We start from the raw sequence: 22,185 nt of genomic DNA on the forward strand, positions 1-22,185 counted from the left end.
CGTACGGAGCGGGGACAGTTACATCGCCCGACAGTCAGGACACAACAGTTGGCCGTTGAACGACGAGAGGTCACTCGCGAAGGTGCCACATGCCTCACAGATGCTCCGGTCTTCGTACCCTCCCCGCTCGCTGTCACCCTCCATGCCGGTGCTGGCCTCGGTTACAGCTCGCTCGCTGTCACGAGGCTCAGCGGGTCCGCCAAGCTCTCGACCAGCAAGGAGGTCTCGCTCCGAAAGGATACCCATCGGCTCGGGACCGGCGGTGACGACGAGTCGGTGTGACTCCTGTGCAGACATCATATCGGCAGCGGCGTCTAACCCAGTATCGGGCGAGACCGTCGGAACGCTTTCTGTCATCGCATCGCCAACCGCCGCTGTGTCTGGCTCAGGCCCCTCGACAACCAGTGCGAGAACATCTTCCTGGGTCATCACCCCGACGAGTTCGCTCCCGCGCTGGACGACTGCCGTCTCAGCGTCGTTTCGGAGGAGCAACTCGACGGTATCGATAAGCCCGTCCGATTCACTGACACCCACGTACTCACGGTCCATCACGTCTTGCACGGTCACGTCCCTGTTCATACATGCTACCATTTTGCATACGCGGGGAAAAAGATATCTACAGTACGTTTATATGCGCCACACTCGTATTCTCATGGTTAGGGAGCCACGAGCAGCCTTCGGGTATCAGAAAGCGAATTCGACTCGCTTGCCGTCAGCGCGACACTCTTCGAGGGCGTGTTTGGCGTCCATCCCGGCGTCGGAGGCACTCGCTCCTCGTCCGACGCCGACCTTGAGTTGCACGTCGACGGCCTGCTTGACGTGTTCGATGGCATCACGATAGGCCTCGCGGTCGAGGTCCGGACAGATTGCGATGATGTTGTCGCCGCCGACGAAAAACGACAGGGAGTCGTGGGCCCGGCGCATGTACTGCATCAGCTCCGCGTACCCCTGTTCGATGTTGATGAACGTATCGAACTCGTTGAGCTCGTCGGTGTATTTCTCGGTGGCGTTGTCGACATCGAAGTGTGCAAGCTGGATGTCGTCTTCGGCGCGGAACTCGTCGTCGATTGGACGGCCTTTGAGAATCTCTCGACGGTGCTGGTCCTGTGCGCTTCCCGCCTCCTGTAGTAGCTCGGTCGCGGTGCCGAGAGCGTTCACCGGGCTCCGACCGGTCGCGACGCCGAGACTCATCGTCACCGGGTAGCGGTTCGAGACCGACTCCTGGACGAGTTCGTGGGCCTCGATGTCGATACCGTTCGAGATAGCGACCATGTTGTCGAATCGGGTGAAGAACACATAGCCATCGCGGTTACCAAACAGCTGCGAGAGATCGGCATATAGCCGCGATTGCAGCGTCTGAAGGTCGACCTCTCGCCGCGGCTCCGGTGTCACGGTCCAGGGACCGTAGTTGTCTATCTGAATATGAGTGACCTGGGTGTTTGTCACGGATACCTGTCTGTTCGGTATGCTCGGGTATCTTTCTTGGGAAACGTCTCTTTCTTGGTAACCACTCCGCTCAACCGGATGAGACTGCAGAAATCGCGGCTCGTTCACCGTCAGATACCGATTCACCCCCGGGAGCAGCGCCAGGATGGAGTCCGTGCCTGGATATCAACGCAGTCGGCGAGCGAGCCCCAGGCCGAGGACGGCAGCCAGTCCGACCAGTCCGGTCACCACGCCGAAACCAGGACCGGAGCCATCACTGTCGCCGGTCTGTTCGCTGGTGACGCGGAGTTCGGTCACGTTCGCGTGTTCATCGCTCGTCCAGGTCACGCTCGACCCGTCGGCGTTTCCAGTGGTGTCGATGACCTCGCCGGGCATGTTTACCGTGTACTCCCACTGAATCTCGCCGAACGTCCCGGAGTTGCCGCCCGTGTCTGTCTGGACGCCTTCGGTATCGACGTAGGTTATCTCGCCGGCTTCATCGTCGACAGTGATACTCACGTTATCGAGACTATCGGCAGAGCCCCCCTCTGCGGTGTAGCCAACTGTGCTCTCCCCGTCGTCACTAATGTCGACTGAATCCCAGGCGCTTTCGTCTATCTCGTTTTCGCCCTCGCCCTCGAAGACGTACTCACCGACGCTGTCGTATCCCTCCTGTTCGGCCTAGGACTGTGCACTCTGGTACAGTTCCTCTCCCATATCGATTTCGACAGAGAGTTGCTCGATACTTCCATCAGATGCAATGTCTGCCTCGTAGGTAACCGTACATCCTGCGAGCAACACGACGAGAGCGAGCCCCGCCAACATCGCGACCGTTCGTGATGTGTTTCGACCGTTGTTCCCCGTTGTCTCTTTGGTAGACATACTCAGGCACAATCTCACGCGGCGGATATAAAATAGTTCTGTAATATCAGTATCGTTTAAATTTTCAGTGTGATGTGCAAGCCGCCCAGGTCAGAGGTTGTCGTGGAGAGAACACCGGGCCTATCGGAACCGCCGTATTTACCGGGTCAACGGCATCGAGTAGCTCTGTTCGCGGTCCCGGACAGTCTGCCAGGTCAACTCACACTCACAGGAGACCTGCTCGAAGACTGAAGGGTCCTGTCGGAGATTGAAATCTTTGATGGCTCGTTGGACGCGGTCGTCGCACTCGCCACAGTTGTGTGGTCCACGGTCACTCCCGTGACCGACCGGGTCAGAGACGACGATAACATCTTCGTCGGCTGTCCGCTGGAGCACCTCGGCAACACTCCAGAGCCACGGCGGCCGATACCCATCATCGAAGTAGAGGTCCTCGACCATGGTGTGACGTTGGACGTTACACGGATTCATCGACACTGTATGACACCCCTCGACGGCCGCACACCGCTTGACCGAGCGCACCATGTCTTCGGTTGCCTCGGATTCAGAGAGGAAGGCGGGTTTCATCAGCAGGTAGGCTTTGATGCCAGCGCCGCAGTCGCGGGCGGCTTCGGCGGCACGCTCGAACTCCGAGAAATCGAAGTACTTGTTCACGCAGTCATGTCGCACCCGGTCGGTCGCGGTCTCTAAGCCGATAGCGATGTCTGTCTCGATACCGTGTTCCGTGAAATCAGTAATCTTCTCGCGGTCGACGAAATCGGGCAGCGACTCGACGACCATCCGGTCGCGGTCGGCGAACGTCTCGGCGATTGCCTGTCTGGTCTCGGCGGGGACCTCCCGCTCGTCGAGAAACGAGCCTGAGGTGTAGATTTTTATTTGCCCAGCCGGCTCGTCGGCGTTTTCGTCCTCGTGGTCGAGGCATTTCTCCACCTGTGTCATCAGGTCCTCGTGGGCGACCGTCCCGCCGTCGACGCTCTCTGCGACGTAGCCACACATCGTACAGCCGCCCGCCCGCGCCCACCGACAGCCACCCGTATTCAGGATGATTGTCAACGAGTCGTAGACGCCGTCTGGCGTGTTGTCCTCGTCGAGCCAGACCCGCGTCGGTTCGGTGGGGTCGTAGGTCTCGTCCTTTCGGGAACGAATCTCCCGCATCGCCTGGTTGTGGGCGTCCATGCCCTTGCCCTCCTCGTAGACCTCGGGGCTCGGTTTACTCATTGAACGTCGATAGCGGCCCAGGAACTAAACCCCCTGCGATTGACCGCCTGTTCGCGCAATCGTCGCCTTCTGTCGTCCGAAACGAGACGGCGGTTGCAGTCTGTCCCGACGAGTGGTGTCTACGTCGAGCGAACTGTCACGACGGTGTGTTCCGTGCCTGCGGTCCTGTCGACGATGGTCCCGACCCGTTCCAGATACTCGTCGAGGTCCAGCGAGCGATGGTGGACGACCGAGAGTTCACCGCCGGCTCCGAGAACTCGCTTTACGCCGCCAAACAGGTCCGATAGAACGCCACTCCCTGCGTGTGTCGGCGGGTTACACAAGACGCGGTCGACAGGATGATGGAGGCCACAGAGACAGTCGACGGTGCGGACTCGGCCCTCGACACCGGTCGCATCGAGTGTGGCCGCCGCACACGCAGTTGCTCGGGCGTTATCGTCGGTCAGGAGGACATCAACATCGGCTGTGGCCGCGGAGTACGCACCGACTGGTCCGTAGCCACAGGCGAGGTCGAGTACTTTCTCGCCGTCTTCAAGGACCGCAGTTTCGAGAAGCAGCCGCGTACCGTCGTCGAGGCTGTTCGGCGAGAACAGCCCTGGCTCGGTGACCATCGACAGGTCGACGCCGTCGACGTGAGCGGTGATTGTCTGTCGTGGACAGAACGCAGTTTTGCCGATATCTCCGGACCGGGTCGCCGCAACTACTCGGCACCTTCCCGTCTGGTTGACTACCTCGACGTGTGACGCGTGCTCGCGAAGACAGTTTTCGTAGCGGCTGATACCCGCCGAGGGTTCCCCAGCGACGTAGAGCCGTCCGCCCTTGCGGAGCACAGAGAGGGTATCGACGAGTCGCCGTTTGCCAACATCGAGTGGTGTGTACGGTTTCGGCGCGTAACAGGCAGCGTCGAAACTCCGTTCGACCTCGGCGACTGTGGGACTCAGAGAGACATCTGCCGACGCACCGTTTCGGTCGATGTTTGTCCGGGCGAGGCGAGCGGCCCGGGAACTGGTCTCGGTCATCGTGACTGTGTCTGCGGTGGCGTCGAGCACTGTCGGGACGACGCCGTAGTTCCCCTGGACAACGAGCAGGTCATCGAGCGAGTGCTCCCACAGCGTTTCGAGCAACAGGAGGTCAGCGTCGCGAAACTCGTCGGCGGCGTGCAGTCCGTCGGCGGTCCGAAAGTGGTAGGCGTCGGGAGTCTCGGGGACCTGTGCCTCCAGTGTGAGCGTCATCGATGACCACCCCGTCCTGCGGGGCAAGTGGGCCGATGGGCTGAGTCAGCCTGCCGGGTCGTGAGTCGTGGGCGATACGGTCGGAGTCGTGTTGCGTGTGGCATTGATGTGGGGCGAATGTAGCTGGCAGTCTGTGTACTGGACCTGCGTGCCCCAGAAGAGAGCAACTAGTCGCTGCGATGAGACAGCGGCTCGCGGTAGAATAGCTAACGAGGCACGCGAGCCAGTGGCCGAAAGCGTAACACCACCCGAATCAGTCCCGCCGGACGGACTCGACACGGTGCCCACAGCCGGCCAGCCGGCCGTCGCCGCTCAGATGCGGCGAGACGACCTGGAGACCCTGTTCAATGCGACTGACTGTTTTTGATGACAAAGCATATAGATTATGGTCGGACGACCCCCAAGTAGCAAGATTCTTCCCGCTACGTATCGGACCTGAAAGTATGAGTGAATACACGGTCACCGGGCGCTGGAAGGCCCGAGATGGCTGGCAGACTTTCGAGAAGGAACTCGAAGCAGAAAACGAAAACGTTGCGACAGAGCACGTCTACGCCGACTTTGGCTCGAAACACGGTCTCAAGCGACCACAGGTCGAAATCGAAGAGGTGGCACAATGAGCCTCGGTGGTGGCGGCGGTGGCGGTGGCGGCGGACAGTTGCAGGAGATTGCACAGGCCATCGAAGAAATCGAACAACAGCAGGAGGTCCTGCAGGACGAGATTACGTCGCTCCAGACCGAGAAGACGGAAATCGACGACGCTATCGAGGCAATCGAAACTCTCGATTCCGAGTCGATGGTGCAGGTTCCGCTCGGCGGCGACGCATACGTTCGTGCAGAGATTGCGGACATCGACGAGATAATCGTCGACCTCGGCGCAGACTACGCCGCAGAGCGCGACAGCGAAGGCGCAATCGAGACGCTCAAGTCGAAAAAAGAGCATCTCGACACGCGTGTCGAGGACGTTCAGGAAGAAATTTCCGAGCTGGAGGCCGAGGCAGACGACCTCGAAGACCGAGCACAGCAGCTCCAGCAACAGCAGATGCAGCAGCTCCAGCAACAGCAGCAGCCAGACGAGTAAGCCTGCGACATGTTCGACGGACTCAAAGACAAGCTCGGTAGCTTCACCGAGGACGCCGAAGAGGACGTCGAGGTCGAGGACGACGAGACCGAGGCGACACCGGAGGACGAGGCCGAAGCGCCACCGGATCAAAAGGCCGAGGCTGAGGCACCAGCATCGTCTACGGAGACAGATGCTAGAAAGGAAGGCGAAGCAGAGGCCGAGACTGAAACCGACCCCGAGACTGAAGCAGAGGCCGACACAGAAGCCTCTGAATCAGATGACGACGGCCGCGGCATTCGTGAGCGTGCCAAACTGCTGGCGACAGGGAAAACGGTTGTCGACGAGGATGACCTAGACGCCCACCTCGAAGAACTCGAATTCGCACTGCTCGGTAGCGATGTCGAGATGGAAGTCGCTCAGGAAATTCTCGACGGGGTCAAAGAAAATCTCGTCGGCGAAACTCGACGCCGGCTTTCGAGCACAGGGAACCTGGTCCGGGACGCGCTCCGTGAAGCACTGTACGACGTCATCAGCGTCGGGCAGTTCGACTTTGAGGAGCGTGTCGCCGAGAGTGACAAACCCGTCGTCATTATCTTCACCGGCGTCAACGGCGTCGGGAAGACGACGACGATTGCGAAGTTGTCACACTACTTCGAGGAGCGCGGCCTCTCGACAGTGCTAGCAAACGGTGATACGTTCCGGGCCGGCGCGAACGAACAGCTCGAACAGCACGCCGACAACCTCGGCAAGAAAATCATCTCCCACGAGCAGGGGTCAGACCCCACGGCAGTCATCTACGATGCGGTAGAGTACGCAGACGCGAACGACGTGGACGTGGTGCTGGGAGACACGGCCGGCCGGCTCCACACGAACGACGGGCTGATGGACCAGCTGGAGAAAATCGACCGCGTCATCGACCCTGATATGACGCTGTTCGTCGACGAGGCAGTCGCCGGCCAGGATGCGGTCAACCGCGCGACGGAGTTCAACGACGCCGCCGAAATCGACGGCTCGATTCTGACCAAAGCCGACGCCGACCAGCAGGGCGGCGCGGCTATCTCGGTCGCCTACGTCACAGGCAAGCCAATCCTGTTTCTCGGAACCGGACAGGACTACGACGACATAGAGGCCTTCGAACCCGACCGCATTGTCGACGAGCTACTGAGTGAAGAGTAGGCCGCGGACGTGATGTTTTAGGGGCCGGGTTCCCGAGTAGGTTGCAATGAACGGGAACCGGTTTGGCCGACTCTTTCAGGTAACGACATTCGGAGAGTCCCACGGCGAGGCGATGGGCTGTACCGTCTCTGGCTGTCCGGCAGGGGTCGAACTCGACGAGAGTGACATCCAGGCAGAGCTTGACCGTCGCAAGCCCGGACAGTCGATGATTACGACCTCGCGGGGCGAACCTGACAAGGTCTCGATCAACTCTGGGCTGCAGGACGGCTACACCACGGGGACACCGCTGGGGATGGGCATCCAGAACAAAGACGCCCAGTCGGGCAAATACGAACCATTCGTGACGGCACCGCGCCCCTCCCACGGCGACTTCACCTACTCTGCAAAGTTCGGAACGCGAAACTGGGGCGGTGGCGGACGCTCCTCCGCGCGCGAGACAGTAAACTGGGTGGCTGCTGGCGCAGTGGCAAAGCAGGTGCTCGAACAGAGCGACCACGACGTGCAGGTCAAAGCCCACGTCAGCCAGGTCGGTGATATCGAAGCGCCCGAGGTCAGCTTCGAGGAGATGCTCGAACACACGGAGGAAAACGACGTGCGGTGTGCTCACCCAGAGACCGCAGCCCGGATGCGAGAGGCAATCGACGACTACCAGCAGGAGGGCGATTCGATCGGCGGCGCAGTCTACTTCGAGTGTCGGGGCGTCCCACGAGGGCTTGGAGCGCCGCGATTCGATTCGTTCCCCGCCAGGCTCGGCCAGGCCGTGTTCGCCATCCCCGCGGTCACGTCCTTCCAGTTCGGGGCCGGGTGGGACGCCCGAACGATGCGTGGCAGCGAGCGAAACGAGGACTGGGAGTTCGACGACGGCACGCGCCCAGAAGTCGTGAGCGAGGAAGGTGACCCGGTCCCCGAAGGCAACGACCACGGGGGACTCCAGGGCGGAATCACAACCGGCGAGCCAATCTACGGCGAGGCGACCTGGCACGCGCCGACCAGCATCCCGAAGCGCCAGAAGACAGTCGACTGGGAGACAGACGAACAGAAAGAGGCACAGGTCGTCGGCCGTCACGACCCGGTCTTGATGCCACGGGCAGTTCCGGTCCTGGAGGCGATGTTGCGGCTGGTGGTTTTAGATTTCATGCTCCTCGGAGGCTACATCAACCCCGACCGGCTCGACAACCGATCTGGCGAGTACGATACACCGTACCACCCTTCGAGTCCACGCAACGACGGGGCGGTCTCGGAGGACGAGAGCTGAGTGGAAGAGCACACGTGGCCGCCCAACAGCGTTCTCGGTTCGCGGGGAAAACCGAAGCTTTCAATCGAACCGCGTAGTAAGTCAGGAACGACCAGATAAATGACGGACTTTGATAGCGACCGACGGAAGTTACTGAAGGCGGGCGGTGCATCGTTGGCGATGGGACTCGCTGGCTGTATCGGCCCCTTCGCAGACACGCAAGGCGTCCCAGGGACGACAAGCGACGACGGCGAAGGCAGTGAGAGCGAAGACGGCGGTGACGGCGGCAGTATGTCGCCCCAGGAGCAGGTCGACGACTACCTCGCCGAGGCGAACGGCTACGACGGCGAGGTTGTCGATATGACCGGCCAGGAATCGGTAACCATTGAGAACGGCGCGAACGAGCCCGACTACGCCTTTGGCCCGGCCGCAATCCAGGTCGACCCGGGAACTGAGGTCACCTGGGAGTGGGTCAGCGACGGCCACAGCGTGCGCGCGACTGACGGCGCGGAGTTCGACTCCGGCATCGAGAACAGCGGCTTCACTTGGAGTCGTACCTTCGAGGAGACTGGTGTTATCCTCTACGAGTGTCAGCCTCACGCCGCTATCGGCCAGCTCGGCGCTATCATCGTCGGCGACGGCGGTGGTGGTGGTGGCGGTGGCGGAAGCAACGCCGATGCACAGGTCGATGAGTACCTGGCTGACGCCAACGGCTACGACGGCTCCATCGAAGACATGACGGGCCAGGGCTCGATTACCATCGAGAACGGCTCGAACGAGCCCGACTACGCCTTCGGTCCGGCCGCAGTCCGCATCGATGCCGGGACAGAAATCACCTGGGAGTGGGTCAGCGACGGCCACAGCGTCCGAGCCGTGGAAGGCGCAGAGTTCGACTCCGGCATCGAGAATAGCGGCTTCACCTGGAGTCGCACCTTCGACGAACCCGGCGTTATCCTCTACGAGTGTCAGCCCCACGCCGCTATCGGCCAGCTCGGCGCTATCATCGTCGAAGGCGACGGTTCGAGCAGCGGGGACGGCGGTGACGGCGGCGAGGCAGCGAACCAGGTCGATGAGTACCTGGCTGACGCCAACGGCTACGACGGCTCCATCGAGGACATGAAAGACACCGACGCCGTGACAATCGAGAACGGCGCGAACGAGCCTGACTACGCCTTCGGTCCGGCCGCAGTCCGCATCACCCCGGGAACCGAGGTTACTTGGGAGTGGGTCAGTGACGGCCACAGCGTGCGCGCGACTGACGGCGCGGAGTTCAACTCCGGCATCGAAAACAGCGGCTTCACCTGGAGTCGCACCTTCGAGGAGACTGGTGTCATTCTCTACGAGTGCCAGCCCCACGCCGCTATCGGCCAGCTCGGCGCTATCATCGTCGAAGAGTAGCGCCCTCCAGGCCTCAGCGTGTTGCAAACAGCAGGTTTCAAGAGTCGATAGCCCTCAGTAGTGAATATGATACCGCCAATTGCAAACAACTTCGTCGCCGGTGAGACACCACGTTCCGCGCTGTCTCACGTCGAGGATATCAACCAACAAGGAGTTGCCGGCATCCTTAATCTCCTCGGGGAACACTACGAGGACCCCGAGAACGCCCGCGAGGACACTCAAGAGTACATCGAACTCGCAGAGATGATTTCTTCGCGCGACGCGGTGGGCTGTATCTCGGTGAAGCCCAGCCAGCTGGGGATCGATATCGGTGCGGACGTGTTTGAGGAAAACCTCGGCCGTATCGTCGATGCGGCCGACTGTCGCGTCTGGGTCGATATGGAGGACTACACGACGACGGATACGACCCTCGACGCCTACGAGAAGTACACGCGCCAGACTGACGGCAACATGGGGCTCTGTGTGCAGGCGAATCTGAAACGCACGGGCGAAGACCTCGAACGGCTCGCCGACCTCCCGGGGAAGGTCCGGCTCGTCAAAGGGGCATACGACGAACCGCCTGAGGTTGCACACAAGGACAAATCGACCGTCGACGCAGTCTACAAGGACCTGCTCGAATACGCGTTTAGAGAGTTCGACGGCGGTATCGGTGTCGGCAGCCACGACCCCGAGATGATATCCCACGCCCGTGAGCTTCACGACGAGTACGGAACGCCCTACGAGGTCCAGATGTTAATGGGCGTCCGCGAGAGTGCACAGAGAGAGCTTGCGGCCCAAGACATCCCTGTCTACCAGTATATCCCCTACGGAAGCAAGTGGCTCTCGTACTTCTACCGGCGGGTCCGCGAGCGTAAGGAGAACGTCGCGTTCGCTGCGCGAGCGGTGCTGACTAGTTGAATATTCCCAACTTTTCTGGCGAAGCCGCTCCGAATATCGATGTTATTTTAGGATATATAAGGGTCAATCTTATATTCCGCCACAAATTTAGGATTGGTATGGCACAACATAGTCTGAGCCGAGGAATGCTGTACAGCAGCCCACCAAACACAGACCGAGTCGAGCACGAGCCACAAGACGACGACTGACTCAGTTTCTGCGACAAGAGCCGACAGAGCCAGAGGTATCGCCGTAACCGCGGCCTTTTTTCCGAGGTAGCCGTAATTCAGTGTATGACAGTCACCGTAGGAGTCGTGGCAGTCCAAGGTGATGTCTCCGAGCACGCGCGGGCAATCGAGCGTGCTGGCGGGGGCCACGGACTCGAAACGAACGTCAGAGAACTTCGAACGGCGGGTATCGTTCCCGACTGTGACGTGTTGTTGTTGCCCGGCGGCGAGTCGACCACGATATCGCGGCTGGTCCACCGAGAGGGAATTGCAGACGAGATTCGGGAGCACGCCGAGGCCGGAAAGCCGATACTGGCAACCTGTGCGGGGCTGATTCTGGTCAGCTCCGACTCCGGCGACGACCGCGTTGACACGCTCGATCTGCTCGATGTGACGGTCGAACGCAACGCATTCGGCCGTCAACGAGAGAGCTTCGAGGCTCCGCTCTCGGTCGCGGGCCTCGACGAGCAGTTCCCCGCGGTGTTCATCCGTGCCCCCGCAATTGAGCACGTCGGCGACGACGTGGAAGTGCTCGCCACCTGGGACGGCCGGGTAGTCGCCGTCCGGCAGGGTCCGCTTGTCGGGACTGCCTTCCATCCCGAACTGACAGCCGACTCTCGGATCCACGACCTCGCTTTCTTCGAGGACGAGGCGGTCCGCTCGCTGGTGTGATTCCGACCGCATAAGGGGGTGGCACAGCTACGGCTAGCCATGACAGACGACGTTCTCGACGAGTTGTTCGATATCATCGAAGACCGCAAGCAGAACCTCCCCGAAGACTCCTACACCGCCTCACTTTTCACCCACGAGAAAGGGGAAAACGCGGTGCTGGAGAAGTTGGGCGAAGAGTCGACAGAGCTCGTCCTCGCGGCGAAAGACGCCGACGACGAGGAACTCGCCCACGAGGCCGCCGATATCGTCTATCACCTGCTGGTTCTGCTCGCGATGCACGACATGACCGTCGATGACCTCAGAGACGAGCTCGCAAAGCGACGCTAGTTACTCGAACTGCTCTGTGAGCGCCGGGACGACCTCGAAGAGGTCATCGACGATACCGTAGTCGGCGATATCGTATATCGGTGCGCTCGGATCGTTGTTGATGGCGATGATGTTCTCTGCGCCTTTCATGCCAGCGACGTGCTGGACGGCTCCCGAGATACCGACAGCGATGTAGACTTCGGGTGTAACCTTCTTACCGGACTGGCCGACCTGACGATCCTGTGGGAGCCAGCCGTTGTCGACAATCGGCCGGGACGAGGAGACAGTCGCGTCGAGTGCGTCGGCCAAATCGAAGATGATGTCCAGGTTGTCTTCCTCATCGATACCACGGCCAACGGAGACGAGCACGTCGGCTTCGGAGATATCGACATCGCCCGACCCGACCTCTTCGAAGCCGGTGACCGTCGAACGGACCTGCTCTTCGTCGATCGTGGCGTCGAACTCTTCAATCGCTGCAGAGCCCTCGCCCTCGGCGGGTTCCCACTCGCCGGGACGGATGGTTACGAACGCGCGCTCGCTGTCGACTGCGATATCTGCTTCGGTCTTGCCGTTGTACAGTTCTCTCGTGACAGAGAGTCCGTCTCCTGTGTCGGCGCCGACGATATCGGTTACCAGCGGGTAGCCAAGCGTCTGTGCAACAGCCGGCGCGTAGTCGAGCCCGTTAACGCTGTGGGGGGAAACGACGTACTGAGCATCGAGTTCGTCGGCGAGTTGCTCGATTACCTGGGTGTAGGCGTCGTGGTTGAACTCCTCACCGTGCTCGACGGTGTGGATTGCATCAACACCCTCACGGTTCAGCTCCTCGGCAAACGTGTCCACGTCGCCGCTGATTACTGCAAGGTGGAGGTCACCACCAGTTCCGTCTGCGAGTTCACGACCCGCGGTGACGAGCTCGAAACTCTCATCACGGAGGTCACCGCGCCGGTGCTCGGTGACAGCGAGTACGTCGCTCATGCTTCCACCCCCTTCTCGCGAAGGAGCGTCGCAAGCTCGTCGGCGGTATCCTCGGCGCTCCCCTCGAAGACCTCGACATTGCTCTCAGTTTCGGGCACCTCAAGCGAGGTCAATGAGAGGAGCGACTCACCAAGCTCGACGTCGAGGTCCTCCGGCCCCTTGACATCGAGTGGCTTGGACTGAGCCTGGCGGATACCACGGAGACTCGCGTACCGAGGTTCATTGATGCCGGTCTGGATGGTCAGGACAGCAGGCAGTTCCACGTCGGTCAGCTCTTCGACGCCACCCTCCAGTTCGCGGTGGACAGAGGCAACATCGTCTTCGAGGTCGAGCTGGTTGACGACCGCACCCCACTCGTAGCCGAGTTCTGAGGCCAGCGCCACGCCGGTAGCGCCGAAGGCCATGTCGGCGGTCTGGACGCCCGACAGGATGAGGTCTGGCTCCTCCTCACGGGCAACACCGGCTAGCAGGCGGGCCTTCGTCGCGGAGTCAACCAGGTCGACATCGTCGAGGCTATCGTCCCACACGCGGACGGCGCGGTCGGCACCTTTTGCCAGCCCCTGGCGGATGGTCTCCTCAGCGCGTTCCGGACCGACCGTTACCGTGACAACCTCCACGTCGTCCTGGGACTCACTAATCTGAACTGCCTCCTCGATGGCGTAGTCGTCCCACTCATTGAGGTCGTAGGTCAGGTAGCGGTCGTCAATACTGAGGCCGTCGATTTCGAACTCGTCGTCGGCCTCCGCGACTTCCGACACTGTCACGAGGATTTTCATACACGCGAGTATGGGGCCCCACTCTGCATAAACGTTTTTGGTTACTCCGTAAACGGGAGGAGAGTTTCACCCAGAACTGGAAACAGAGAGTCTGTTTACCGGTCGCCGATATCGGTGATATCCTCATCCGGGAACGAGATGAGGTTCTCTCGGCCGATCCGAAGTTTATCGATGCGATCATCTGCTTCCATCGAGGAGAGGAGCTGTGATACTTTTGCGTTCGACCAGCCAGTCTCCTTGACAATCGTCGCCTGTTTCATCCGTCCACCGTTCTGTTCGAGGAGCCGTTCGACCCGTTCCTCGTCACTCAGCAGCTCGGGGTCAACATCCTTGTCGGGCGCTGTCTCAACAGGATCTTCGGTCGTCTCCTCGGTTGTCTCGTTGGTTCCCAGCTCCGCAACCGTCTCTCGCACACGCTCGGGACCGACAGCCATCATCCCGCCAGCCAGCAGAACGCCGACTACGCCGAATGCAACGAGGACCATACCGAACTGGCCCAGCGAGAAGCCATTGCCACCACCCGGGGTAGCTGGGTCGGTGCCATCAGGTGTTGGCGTTGAAGCCGGCGTGATAGTCGGTGTCGGCTCAGGACCATTGGAGCCGAGTCCGATAACTGCCTGGAGTGTCTCACTCGAAAACGAGGTCGGTCCGTCCCAGCGCAATGCACCCTCCTCGGGGACACTGCCGGCGTCGTCAAATCCTAGTCCCTCGGGTGCCTCGATTCTGAGGGACTGGCTCGGGCTGAGCCTGTCAATCCAGAGGCCGATGTCTGTCTCGAAGACATCGTCGAGGTACAGCTTGCTGTCCTCCACGCGAGCAAAGTTCTCCCAGGTAAACGAGAGCGTCAGTTTCCCAGTGGCGTTGTCGACGCTGCTCGACCGAATCGGGTCAACTATCGCGATGTCGCGGTCGATTTCTGCGTCGAGCAGTTCGCTGGCGCGTTCGAACGCCTCAAATCCGAGGTCCCGACCGTCGAGAGATCCAGACTCAAACTCCGTGGCCAGGTCGTCGAACGTCTGGCGCTGACGCTGAGTAGAGAGATTAAAGCGCTCCGTTACCTGCCAGCGGGCGCTGCCGTCGGTCTGTAATTCGACAACGAAGGTCGTGTTCGTTTCGATGGTGGTTGTGTTCACCGCCGCACTCTGGGCGGAGTGTGTCCTCTCAGAGAGCACGCTGTCAGACGTGGGAGCCGATAGAGAACCGCCCACAGCAAACCCACAGAACACCACCATCACAACGATACCAAAGCAGAGGGTAGAGACCGAACAGAGGGCAACGCGGGACGACTCGGGCATGTACCGGCTTCTTGCCCCTCACACCGGAAAACATTTACTATGAAACGTTAGGCAGCCGTATAAACTGTCTAGAGCCACCTTACCGACGAATGTAGCTGCTGTCAGTACCACAACGCAAGGGCTCTGTTTCGGTTCATCTCCGCGACCTTTTTATAGACCGGCCGGCAATACATCAGTGATATGTCGCGTCCCTCCAGGCTGTTGTTGATACTCTGTGTGAGTGCCCTCCTGGTAGCAGGGGGGACAGCTGTGACAGCCAGCGCCGACGAGCCGCTCTGGGAGGCAGGCCAGGTCACGAACAGTACCACTCACATTATCGACGTGAGTAACTCCAGCAATTACCTTTCGCTTGACGAGAGCGAAATTAAACAACAGCAGTACGAATCTGTGTCACTCGATGTTGCAGGTGCGGTTCAGGGAGATGCACTCCGTCTCCAGGGAGAGCACCGGAAGCGTGGGCTGCAACAGCAGTTATCGAACACAGAGGATGAGAGAGCGTTCCACGACCGTCTCCTGACAGAACTGGAGCAGAGCGCCCTGGCACTGGAAACACAGGAACGCCAGCTCTATCGCCAGTACGGTAACGGAGATATCCGAGAGACACAGCTGTTCAGAGAGCTCGTCCGCCTGGGCGTTGCTGGCGAACAGTACCGCAATATCGCCGATGTCATGCAGCAAGCGATAGACACTGACTCTCTCTCGAGTCGATACTCGAATTTCAATGGGGAGCCTTCGCTGCTCCAATCAGCGTTCCTTTCGCAAATTGAGACAGGACTCTCGACGGCTGACGCAACTCAGATGTACGTCCAGGCAGGAAACGAGTCACTGATACTGGCTTCAGTCGAGGACGGTACCTTCCTCCGGGAGGCGACGCTTTTGGGCGAATACGACAGAGATGCATCGGAACAGTTTGGAATCGGTGACGCCTCAGAAGCAAGAGACGCCCTCGAGCGGGCACAGAATTTGTACCCGTGGTCGATGAAAGACACGTTTAACCCGCAACTCAGAGGATTCGGGAACTCCGCAACATACCGGGTTACTTCGAGCCACACGCACGGAACCCTCCAGACGTACATCGACGGCCGGACCACGAACCCCTACCACGAAATCCACGAGAAGAATGCGTTCTCGGTCCCGGTAACGGATTTCACGCAGGCAACAAACGACGGAATCAGGATCGACATCCAGCTGACGAACCCGACTGGTCCAATGTTGATCGAGGTCATCGAGACAGACGATTTGATATACAACAATATCACCGTCTCTGTCGAGGATACTCCCATCAGGACTATGTCATCCGGCGGTGACTTCTACACGGTGCAGCCGGTCGGCTCCTTCGAAATAACTGCAGAGACTGACACTGGCCAGGAAGTCTCAATCGCAGTATTCCCCGACTGACCGTCGACCCGGCGGTCTTGAACACCGTGACTCGTACACGGACCGACATTCAAGTACGAAAGAGGTACCAACAGCGCGTATGTCACGGGCGGTGAGTCCCGTCGTTGGCGTTGTTACGCTGCTTGGTGTGACTGTGTTGCTGTCAGCAACACTGCTCGGGGTTGCTGCCGTTGACCCATCAGTTCCAGGGCCGACCGCATCGCTGGAGGTGAGCGCCGACGCCTCCACGAACCGAATCGAGTTCGTCCATCGTGGGGGAGACACACTCGATGTATCAGGCCTCACCTGGCGTGTGTCGGTCGACGGTGACCCTCTTGAACATCAGCCGCCAGTCCCGTTTTTTGCGGCAACGGGGTTCCGTGCCGGACCGAACGGGCCTTTCAACAGCGCGAGTTCGAACCAGTTCAGTGCGGGAGAACAGGCAACCCTCAGGGTTGCGTCGACAAACTCACCGGAGATGACACGCGGGTCGACGGTTTCAGTAACTGTATTGCATCGGAACACGACAATACTCGACGTATCGACGACAGCAACGTGAGATAGCTACGTTTCGGGAACGTGTGCGAGCGTGGTAATCGCCCGCGGACTGTTCGAAGAAGCCTGCTGTACCGTATGTCCGAACTGCTCGAAGCCAGCCTCCCGGAACATCCGGTCTGCCTCGGCCTCGTCATAGAAGAGCATGATTGCGTCAGCAGCCTTCTGAAACAGCGTCGAGTTCGGGTAGTCCGGCCCGACGACGAGAACCTTGCCACCGGGCTTGCCGACCCGGCGGAGTTCTCTGAGAGCCGTGACCGGATTCGGCCAGTACTCGATTGAGCCCGACGACCAGACGATGTCGAACCGGTCGTCTGCAAACGGGAGTCGCTCGGCGTCACCCAGGTGAAACCGGACAGGCCCGCGTTTGCCGAACTTCTGGTAGGCCTTTTCGAGTTGGTGTGGGCTCTGGTCGAGACCGTAGACCTCGTCCGTTTGCTGGATGAGCCCTTCAGTCGCAAAGCCGGTCCCACAGCCGACATCGAGCACCGAATCGTTGGGCTGGATGTCGAGCATCTCGATTGCCTCGTCGCGCATCGCCTCGTTCCAGATGAAGGGATTGATGCGGTCGTAGACCTGCGAGAGGTACCGGTAGAACAGCCGAGCTCGCCCTTTGTCTTCGAGAATACCCATCGGTTGTTAGTTGGTGCGGGTCGTCAATAATCTGGCGGATTTAAGTGACATTATTCCGGCATGCGGGGCGATAACACGGGAAATCAATTCCGCAACTACCAAATAGGCATTCTTGCTAGACCCAGACGATTGAGGAATGCCCAACCAAGAGGTGTTACGACAAATCAAGGAGTCCGAAGCAGAGGCCGACGAGATAATTGAGGAGGCCGAAGCCGAAGCCCGCGAGCGCATCGATGAGGCGCGAGAGCGGGCCGAGGCGATTCGCGAAGAGGCCAGAGAGGAGGCAAAAGAGGAGGCCGAGCAGCGAATCGAAACGGCCAGAGAAGAGATCGAAGCCGAGCGCGATGAGATTATTGCAACAGGCGAGAAAGAACGCGACCAGTTGGAAGAAAAAGCCGACGAGCACGTCGAAGAGGTGATCGAACACACGGTCGAGCTGTTCACGGAGGCGGTGCATGCTCAGACCTGAGAAGATGTCGAAAGTCTCGGTGACCGGCGCTAAGTCCGTCATGGACGAGGTCATCGAGACGATGCACGACCTGCACCTTGTCCACATCACGGATTACGATGGTACCTGGGACGGGTTCGAGCCCGGCGACTCCCTCGAAGGGGCCGACGAAACGTCGAGCATGCTCGTGACCGTGCGAGCAATCGAGAGTACGCTCGATATCTCTGGAGATGAGGTTGGCTCGACGGCAGCCGCCAGCCTCGACAACGCCGAGGAGAAACTTGAGGAGATCCGGACCGAGATCAACAAGCTCGATGACAGACGCGACGAGCTTCGGGGCAGACAGCGCGAAATCCAAGAGCAACTCGACCAGACGGAGCTATTCGCCGACCTCGGCCTGGATCTCGACCTCCTGTGGGGATACGACTCTCTGAGCGTCCGTGTCGGAGAGGGTGACGCCGGGGCTATCGATGCCACCCTCGCAGAGAGCGATGATATCGACGCCTACGAGATCTTCAGCGGCGACAAAAGCGTTGCAGTCTTCGCACGCGAGCAGGCAGAGGGCGCACTCGAGGACGCGATTGTCGGTGTTCCCTTCACAGCCTACGAGGTGCCAGAGGCCTCGGGTGACCCTGCGTCGAACGTCGCAGAGCTCGAACGCGAACACGAACAGATCGCGACGAAACTCGAACGGACGGAGAGTGAGATCGAAGAGCTTCGCCTCGAACACGGCAGCTTCCTGCTCGCCTTGGAGGAGAAGCTCTCGGTCGACGCACAGAAGTACGAAGCACCACTTCGGTTTGCGACGACCAAACGGTCGTTCGTCGTCGAGGGATGGGTGCCGACAGAGAAATACGAGGCATTCGTCTCCGAACTCGACCAGGCGGTGGGCGACCGCCTCGAAATTGAAGAAATCGAGCGTGCCGCGTACACAAGCAGCGGGCATACAGCCCACCACGAGGAGACAGCGGCAGACGGCGGACAGGAGGTCGCGACCGACGGCGGCACCGACGGCGGTGTCGTGACCGTCGACGACGAGCCGCCCGTCATCCAGCGGAATCCGAACATCATTGGTCCGTTCGAGCTTCTCGTGAAAGCCGTCAACAGGCCGAAGTACTCGGAGTTCGACCCGACGATTGCGATATTCCTGACCTTCCCGTTGTTCTTTGGGTTCATGATCGGAGACATCGGGTATGGGATCCTTTACGCCACGATTGGCTACGGCGTCGTCGCGAAGTTCGAGTCACAGGGACTGGTGGACTTCGGGAAGATTGTCGCCTGGCTCGGTGTCTTCGCGGCAATCTTTGGCGTCCTGTACGGTGAGATACTCGGATTACACTTCTTCGAGTGGTTCGGTGCACACCCGCCAATCGAGAAGGGCATCTCCGATGTAATGTGGGCCAAAGCCTGGCTCGTCGTCGCAGTTCTCGCCGGCTGGGTTCACCTCAACGTCGGATACATCCTCAGCTTTATCGAGGAGATTCAGCTCCACAGTGCCAAAGAGGCGGTCGTCGAGACCGGTTCGTGGCTGTTGATGCTGAACGGCATCTGGGTATTCATCTTCAGTAAGCTCTTTGACGGCAGTAAGCCGGAATTCATCGTCGGGAGCGAGGCGGCGCTCAACGGGAGCCCGTTTGAACTCGGGTTCGCTGGCTTCCCGTCAATCGTCGGCTTGGTAGGTATCGTCGCGTTCCTCCTTGGCGTTGGGATTCTCCTCACCGGCCCGTGGTTCGAGGTCGTCGAGGCAGTCGCGCCGTTTACCCACACGCTGTCGTACACCCGGCTGACTGCGGTGTTGCTGGCGAAGGCCGGAATGGCCCTAGCTGTGAACCTCCTGTACTGGGGTGCCTACAACGACGAAGAGGGCTTCCACTACATGTACGACTACGAGCCCGGGTACGAACCCCACGGCGAGGAAGCCGAAGTCGTCTTCGGCGGTATCGCCAACATGGGAACGGAGATGACACTCGGGCCGCTCCAGCTGGGACTCGAAGGTGCGTTGCTCGGACTGCCAGTCCTGATTCTCGGCCATATCGTCGTCTTGGCAATCGGTGGCACAGCGGCTATACAGGCCATCAGGCTGGAGTACTTCGAGTTCTTTGAGAAGTTTTATGAAGGCGGTGGAAAGAACTACCAACCGTTCGGTTACGACAGAGAATACACTACTGACAACTAATCAAAACCATGTTCGAAACACTACCTGACCTGTCGAACGCTGTACTGTCATCGTCACCTGCACTGACCAAGGAAGCCGCGGCCGCACTTTCGGTCGGCCTGGCAGCACTCGCAACGGGGTATGCACAGCGGGGCATCGGGTCCGCCGCAGTGGGTGCCGTCGCCGAAGACGGTGACAACCTTGTTCCGGGCCTGATTCTGACGGCGCTTCCGGAGACGCTCATCATTATCGCGTTCGTCGCCATCTTCGTGGTGTAACGCCTCCCTACCAAACCTATGACTCTGGATACCGTCGTAGAAGACATTAGAGAGCAAGCCCGCGCGCGTGCGGAAGAGATCCGCGACGAGGCCGATACGGAGGCCAACGAGATACTCGAAGCGGCCGAAGCCGACGCCGAAGAGATCCGCGCGGAGATTCTGGACGACGCGGAGAGCCAGATAGAACAGGAGCGAGAACAGCGGATGTCAAGCGCCAAGCTGGAGGCCAAACAGAGTCGGCTCGAAGCCCGTCGTGATGTTCTCCAGTCGGTCCGAGACGACGTGGAGGCAGAGGTCGTGGACCTGGCCGACGACGAGCGACGAGAGCTGACCGAAGCCCTGCTGGATGCAGCTGCAGCCGAGATTGACGACGGTGCGACCGTCAAGGTCTACGGCCGAGCTGAGGACCAGGAACTGCTTGAGTCGCTGCTTGCGGAGTACGACGGCTTCGAATTCGCGGGCGAATTCGACTGCCTCGGTGGTGTCGTTGTCGAAAGTACCGAGTCGCGTGTCCGCATCAAGAACACGTTCGACTCGATTCTCGAGGAGGTTTGGGAGGACAACCTCCGCGAAATAAGTGATATGCTCTTCGAGCAATGAGCCAGGCAGGTACCTCGAATCCGGAGTACGTCAACTCCCGCGTTAGGGCACGCAGAGCGGCGCTTTTCGACGAGGAAGATTACCGAAAGCTCGTCCGGATGGGGGCCGGCGAAATCGCTCGCTACATGGAAGAGACCGAGTACGAGTCCGAGATGAACGCCCTCGGTGCGCGACACCGAGGCGTTGACCTCATCGAGTACGCCCTCAACGAGAACCTGGCGAAGCACTTCGACCAGTTGCTCGACTGGGCTGAAGGAACGCTGTACACGCGGGTTGCAAACTACCTCCGGAAGTTCGACGCCTGGAACGCAAAGACTGCTATCCGTGGCGTCTACTCCGGATCGGACGCCGAAGAGATATCGACGGATTACATCCGTGCCGGTGAGTTCGACGACGGACTGCTGGACCAGATGGCCGCAGCAGGCTCCGTCGAGGAAGTTGTCGAACTCCTTTCGGAGACGATATTTGCAGAGGGGCTCGATGCCGCCTACGAGGAATTCGAGGAACGGGACGTGTTGGTGCCTCTAGAGAACGCGATCGACAAGACATTCTACGAGCACCTCCTCGACGGCATCGACACGACGATAGTCGACCGGAACACGCCGGCTGGCCTGTATCTGGACGTGCTCCAGGCCGAAATTGACTTCCGGAACATCCGCAACGCACTGCGGCTGTCCCGGACCGGGACCGACCTCGACCCGGGCGAGTACTACATCGAGGGCGGCAAGCTGTTCGAGTCGGGTGAGCTGCGAGGACTCGTCGGGAACTTCGACGAGTTCGTCGACTACATCCGCGAGAGCACGTACGGCGACGAGCTGTCGAGTGCGCTCAGCGACCTGGATGAAGCCGAGAGCCTCATTCAGTTCGAGCACGCACTCGATGCAGCACTGCTCGAGTACTCGGACACCCTCTCGTACACGTATCCGGTCTCAATCTGCTCTGCGCTCTCGTACATCCTTGCAAAGGAGCGCGAGATAGAGAATATCCGGGCAATCGCCCGGGGTCGAGAGGTCGGCCTCTCGCCCGAGGAGATCGAAGACGAGCTGGTGGTAACATGAGCGCGGGAAGCCAGGAAATCGCCGTTGTCGGGAGCCCAGAGTTCACAACCGGCTTCCGGCTGGCTGGCGTACGGAAGTTTGCGAACGTCCCCGACGACGAGAAATCCGAGGAGCTCGACGACGCTGTCGCAGAGACGATGGCCGACAACGAGGTCGGCATCGTCGTCATGCACGACGACGACCTCGAACACCTCTCGCGAGAGGTGCGCGAGGACGTCGAGAACAGCGTCGAGCCGGTCGTTATCACGCTCGGGGGCGGTGCAGGGAGCGGCAATCTGCGCGAGCAGATCAAACGAGCAATCGGTATCGACCTGATGGAGGACGAAGACTAA

General features: G+C 60.0%; 27 protein-coding genes. 17 read left to right on the forward strand and 10 right to left on the reverse strand.

Annotated features, from left to right (window positions below):
* Positions 1–18: 18 nt before the first annotated feature.
* The 6 genes from OSC37_RS03545 to OSC37_RS03570 form a co-directional block, all read right to left on the reverse strand.
* Positions 19–579 (reverse strand): CBS domain-containing protein, encoded by a 561-nt coding sequence (locus tag OSC37_RS03545; protein WP_267163228.1) that lies wholly within the window; start codon positions 577–579, stop codon positions 19–21.
* Between the two features lie 105 nt (positions 580–684).
* Positions 685–1,446: a GTP cyclohydrolase III gene (locus tag OSC37_RS03550; RefSeq protein ID WP_267163229.1), complete on the reverse strand. Its 762-nt coding sequence runs from the start codon at positions 1,444–1,446 to the stop codon at positions 685–687.
* 165 nt (positions 1,447–1,611) lie between these two features.
* Positions 1,612–1,944, reverse strand: a complete 333-nt coding sequence (locus OSC37_RS03555) for an LppM family (lipo)protein (RefSeq protein ID WP_267163230.1) — start codon at positions 1,942–1,944, stop codon at positions 1,612–1,614.
* Between the two features lie 162 nt (positions 1,945–2,106).
* Positions 2,107–2,307 carry a hypothetical protein gene (locus OSC37_RS03560; RefSeq protein WP_267163231.1) on the reverse strand — a complete coding sequence of 67 codons (201 nt, stop codon included), beginning with the start codon at positions 2,305–2,307 and terminating at the stop codon, positions 2,107–2,109.
* Between the two features lie 138 nt (positions 2,308–2,445).
* Entirely contained in the window at positions 2,446–3,522 is a 1,077-nt protein-coding gene (locus tag OSC37_RS03565; RefSeq protein ID WP_267163232.1) for an archaeosine biosynthesis radical SAM protein RaSEA, read from the reverse strand.
* Between the two features lie 119 nt (positions 3,523–3,641).
* On the reverse strand, positions 3,642–4,754 hold the full coding sequence (locus tag OSC37_RS03570; RefSeq protein WP_267163233.1) for a methyltransferase: 1,113 nt from the start codon (positions 4,752–4,754) through the stop codon (positions 3,642–3,644).
* Between the two features lie 226 nt (positions 4,755–4,980).
* On the opposite strand from OSC37_RS03570, the gene OSC37_RS03575 reads away from it, so the two are divergent.
* The 9 genes from OSC37_RS03575 (at position 4,981) to OSC37_RS03615 (ending at position 11,724) form a co-directional block, all read left to right on the forward strand.
* Positions 4,981–5,121 carry a hypothetical protein gene (locus tag OSC37_RS03575; RefSeq protein ID WP_267163234.1) on the forward strand — a complete coding sequence of 47 codons (141 nt, stop codon included), beginning with the start codon at positions 4,981–4,983 and terminating at the stop codon, positions 5,119–5,121.
* A gap of 76 nt (positions 5,122–5,197) precedes the next feature.
* Complete coding sequence (rpl18a, locus tag OSC37_RS03580; protein ID WP_267163235.1) at positions 5,198–5,371, forward strand: 50S ribosomal protein L18Ae; 174 nt, start codon at positions 5,198–5,200, stop codon at positions 5,369–5,371.
* Entirely contained in the window at positions 5,368–5,832 is a 465-nt protein-coding gene (gene pfdA, locus OSC37_RS03585) for a prefoldin subunit alpha (protein ID WP_267163236.1), read from the forward strand. Before rpl18a ends, pfdA begins: the two co-directional genes overlap by 4 nt.
* Positions 5,833–5,841: 9 nt before the next feature.
* Positions 5,842–6,990, forward strand: coding sequence for a signal recognition particle-docking protein FtsY (gene ftsY / locus OSC37_RS03590; protein WP_267163237.1), 1,149 nt, complete (start codon positions 5,842–5,844; stop codon positions 6,988–6,990).
* A 46-nt stretch (positions 6,991–7,036) separates the two neighbouring features.
* Entirely contained in the window at positions 7,037–8,245 is a 1,209-nt protein-coding gene (gene aroC / locus OSC37_RS03595; RefSeq protein WP_267163238.1) for a chorismate synthase, read from the forward strand.
* 99 nt (positions 8,246–8,344) lie between these two features.
* On the forward strand, positions 8,345–9,622 hold the full coding sequence (locus OSC37_RS03600; RefSeq protein WP_267163239.1) for a halocyanin domain-containing protein: 1,278 nt from the start codon (positions 8,345–8,347) through the stop codon (positions 9,620–9,622).
* Between the two features lie 66 nt (positions 9,623–9,688).
* Positions 9,689–10,519 carry a proline dehydrogenase family protein gene (locus tag OSC37_RS03605; protein WP_267163240.1) on the forward strand — a complete coding sequence of 277 codons (831 nt, stop codon included), beginning with the start codon at positions 9,689–9,691 and terminating at the stop codon, positions 10,517–10,519.
* 272 nt (positions 10,520–10,791) lie between these two features.
* Positions 10,792–11,397, forward strand: coding sequence for a pyridoxal 5'-phosphate synthase glutaminase subunit PdxT (gene pdxT / locus OSC37_RS03610; RefSeq protein ID WP_267163241.1), 606 nt, complete (start codon positions 10,792–10,794; stop codon positions 11,395–11,397).
* 39 nt (positions 11,398–11,436) lie between these two features.
* Positions 11,437–11,724 carry a phosphoribosyl-ATP diphosphatase gene (locus OSC37_RS03615; RefSeq protein ID WP_267163242.1) on the forward strand — a complete coding sequence of 96 codons (288 nt, stop codon included), beginning with the start codon at positions 11,437–11,439 and terminating at the stop codon, positions 11,722–11,724.
* Here OSC37_RS03615 and OSC37_RS03620 read toward each other — a convergent pair whose 3' ends face one another.
* From OSC37_RS03620 to OSC37_RS03630, 3 genes are all read right to left on the reverse strand, one after another.
* A complete protein-coding gene (locus OSC37_RS03620; RefSeq protein ID WP_267163243.1) occupies positions 11,725–12,678 on the reverse strand; it encodes an electron transfer flavoprotein subunit alpha/FixB family protein in 954 nt (317 codons plus the stop codon).
* Complete coding sequence (locus OSC37_RS03625) at positions 12,675–13,454, reverse strand: electron transfer flavoprotein subunit beta/FixA family protein (RefSeq protein ID WP_267163244.1); 780 nt, start codon at positions 13,452–13,454, stop codon at positions 12,675–12,677. The genes OSC37_RS03620 and OSC37_RS03625 overlap by 4 nt, the downstream gene beginning before the upstream one ends.
* 95 nt (positions 13,455–13,549) lie before the next feature.
* The gene (locus OSC37_RS03630; protein ID WP_267163245.1) at positions 13,550–14,587 is read right to left on the reverse strand and encodes a helix-turn-helix transcriptional regulator; all 1,038 of its coding nucleotides are present in this window, start codon (positions 14,585–14,587) and stop codon (positions 13,550–13,552) included.
* A 342-nt stretch (positions 14,588–14,929) separates the two neighbouring features.
* Here OSC37_RS03630 and OSC37_RS03635 point away from each other — a divergent pair, with 342 nt between their 5' ends.
* Positions 14,930–16,147, forward strand: a complete 1,218-nt coding sequence (locus OSC37_RS03635) for a DUF7094 domain-containing protein (protein ID WP_267163246.1) — start codon at positions 14,930–14,932, stop codon at positions 16,145–16,147.
* 79 nt (positions 16,148–16,226) lie between these two features.
* Positions 16,227–16,685, forward strand: coding sequence for a type IV pilin domain-containing protein (locus tag OSC37_RS03640; protein ID WP_267163247.1), 459 nt, complete (start codon positions 16,227–16,229; stop codon positions 16,683–16,685).
* A 5-nt stretch (positions 16,686–16,690) separates the two neighbouring features.
* On the opposite strand, the gene OSC37_RS03645 is transcribed toward OSC37_RS03640, so the two are convergent.
* Positions 16,691–17,314 carry a methyltransferase domain-containing protein gene (locus OSC37_RS03645; RefSeq protein WP_267163248.1) on the reverse strand — a complete coding sequence of 208 codons (624 nt, stop codon included), beginning with the start codon at positions 17,312–17,314 and terminating at the stop codon, positions 16,691–16,693.
* 136 nt (positions 17,315–17,450) lie between these two features.
* Here OSC37_RS03645 and ahaH point away from each other — a divergent pair, with 136 nt between their 5' ends.
* The 6 genes from ahaH to OSC37_RS03675 are packed head-to-tail and all read left to right on the forward strand — an operon-like array spanning position 17,451 to position 22,185.
* Entirely contained in the window at positions 17,451–17,783 is a 333-nt protein-coding gene (gene ahaH, locus OSC37_RS03650) for an ATP synthase archaeal subunit H (RefSeq protein WP_267163249.1), read from the forward strand.
* 4 nt (positions 17,784–17,787) lie between these two features.
* The gene (locus OSC37_RS03655) at positions 17,788–19,938 is read left to right on the forward strand and encodes a V-type ATP synthase subunit I (protein WP_267163250.1); all 2,151 of its coding nucleotides are present in this window, start codon (positions 17,788–17,790) and stop codon (positions 19,936–19,938) included.
* Between the two features lie 8 nt (positions 19,939–19,946).
* Positions 19,947–20,195 (forward strand): ATP synthase subunit C-like protein, encoded by a 249-nt coding sequence (locus tag OSC37_RS03660; RefSeq protein ID WP_267163251.1) that lies wholly within the window; start codon positions 19,947–19,949, stop codon positions 20,193–20,195.
* A gap of 18 nt (positions 20,196–20,213) precedes the next feature.
* On the forward strand, positions 20,214–20,795 hold the full coding sequence (locus tag OSC37_RS03665; RefSeq protein WP_267163252.1) for a V-type ATP synthase subunit E: 582 nt from the start codon (positions 20,214–20,216) through the stop codon (positions 20,793–20,795).
* Entirely contained in the window at positions 20,792–21,853 is a 1,062-nt protein-coding gene (locus OSC37_RS03670) for a V-type ATP synthase subunit C (RefSeq protein WP_267163253.1), read from the forward strand. Before OSC37_RS03665 ends, OSC37_RS03670 begins: the two co-directional genes overlap by 4 nt.
* On the forward strand, positions 21,850–22,185 hold the full coding sequence (locus OSC37_RS03675; RefSeq protein ID WP_267163254.1) for a V-type ATP synthase subunit F: 336 nt from the start codon (positions 21,850–21,852) through the stop codon (positions 22,183–22,185). Before OSC37_RS03670 ends, OSC37_RS03675 begins: the two co-directional genes overlap by 4 nt.

The organism is Halovenus salina (assembly GCF_026410925.1).
Classification (GTDB): Archaea; Halobacteriota; Halobacteria; order Halobacteriales; family Haloarculaceae; genus Halovenus; species Halovenus salina.

Coding starts and splice junctions, on each gene's coding strand:
- OSC37_RS03625 (WP_267163244.1), bottom strand. CDS start 13,454: ATGAAAATCCTCGTGACAGTGTCGGAAGTCGCGGAGGCCGACGACGAG.
- OSC37_RS03640 (WP_267163247.1), top strand. CDS start 16,227: ATGTCACGGGCGGTGAGTCCCGTCGTTGGCGTTGTTACGCTGCTTGGT.
- ftsY (WP_267163237.1), top strand. CDS start 5,842: ATGTTCGACGGACTCAAAGACAAGCTCGGTAGCTTCACCGAGGACGCC.
- rpl18a (WP_267163235.1), top strand. CDS start 5,198: ATGAGTGAATACACGGTCACCGGGCGCTGGAAGGCCCGAGATGGCTGG.
- OSC37_RS03600 (WP_267163239.1), top strand. CDS start 8,345: ATGACGGACTTTGATAGCGACCGACGGAAGTTACTGAAGGCGGGCGGT.
- pdxT (WP_267163241.1), top strand. CDS start 10,792: ATGACAGTCACCGTAGGAGTCGTGGCAGTCCAAGGTGATGTCTCCGAG.
- OSC37_RS03660 (WP_267163251.1), top strand. CDS start 19,947: ATGTTCGAAACACTACCTGACCTGTCGAACGCTGTACTGTCATCGTCA.
- OSC37_RS03615 (WP_267163242.1), top strand. CDS start 11,437: ATGACAGACGACGTTCTCGACGAGTTGTTCGATATCATCGAAGACCGC.
- ahaH (WP_267163249.1), top strand. CDS start 17,451: ATGCCCAACCAAGAGGTGTTACGACAAATCAAGGAGTCCGAAGCAGAG.
- OSC37_RS03675 (WP_267163254.1), top strand. CDS start 21,850: ATGAGCGCGGGAAGCCAGGAAATCGCCGTTGTCGGGAGCCCAGAGTTC.
- OSC37_RS03565 (WP_267163232.1), bottom strand. CDS start 3,522: ATGAGTAAACCGAGCCCCGAGGTCTACGAGGAGGGCAAGGGCATGGAC.
- OSC37_RS03620 (WP_267163243.1), bottom strand. CDS start 12,678: ATGAGCGACGTACTCGCTGTCACCGAGCACCGGCGCGGTGACCTCCGT.
- OSC37_RS03545 (WP_267163228.1), bottom strand. CDS start 579: ATGAACAGGGACGTGACCGTGCAAGACGTGATGGACCGTGAGTACGTG.
- OSC37_RS03670 (WP_267163253.1), top strand. CDS start 20,792: ATGAGCCAGGCAGGTACCTCGAATCCGGAGTACGTCAACTCCCGCGTT.
- OSC37_RS03560 (WP_267163231.1), bottom strand. CDS start 2,307: ATGTCTACCAAAGAGACAACGGGGAACAACGGTCGAAACACATCACGA.
- OSC37_RS03605 (WP_267163240.1), top strand. CDS start 9,689: ATGATACCGCCAATTGCAAACAACTTCGTCGCCGGTGAGACACCACGT.
- OSC37_RS03665 (WP_267163252.1), top strand. CDS start 20,214: ATGACTCTGGATACCGTCGTAGAAGACATTAGAGAGCAAGCCCGCGCG.
- OSC37_RS03570 (WP_267163233.1), bottom strand. CDS start 4,754: ATGACGCTCACACTGGAGGCACAGGTCCCCGAGACTCCCGACGCCTAC.
- OSC37_RS03635 (WP_267163246.1), top strand. CDS start 14,930: ATGTCGCGTCCCTCCAGGCTGTTGTTGATACTCTGTGTGAGTGCCCTC.
- OSC37_RS03645 (WP_267163248.1), bottom strand. CDS start 17,314: ATGGGTATTCTCGAAGACAAAGGGCGAGCTCGGCTGTTCTACCGGTAC.
- OSC37_RS03655 (WP_267163250.1), top strand. CDS start 17,788: ATGTCGAAAGTCTCGGTGACCGGCGCTAAGTCCGTCATGGACGAGGTC.
- aroC (WP_267163238.1), top strand. CDS start 7,037: ATGAACGGGAACCGGTTTGGCCGACTCTTTCAGGTAACGACATTCGGA.
- pfdA (WP_267163236.1), top strand. CDS start 5,368: ATGAGCCTCGGTGGTGGCGGCGGTGGCGGTGGCGGCGGACAGTTGCAG.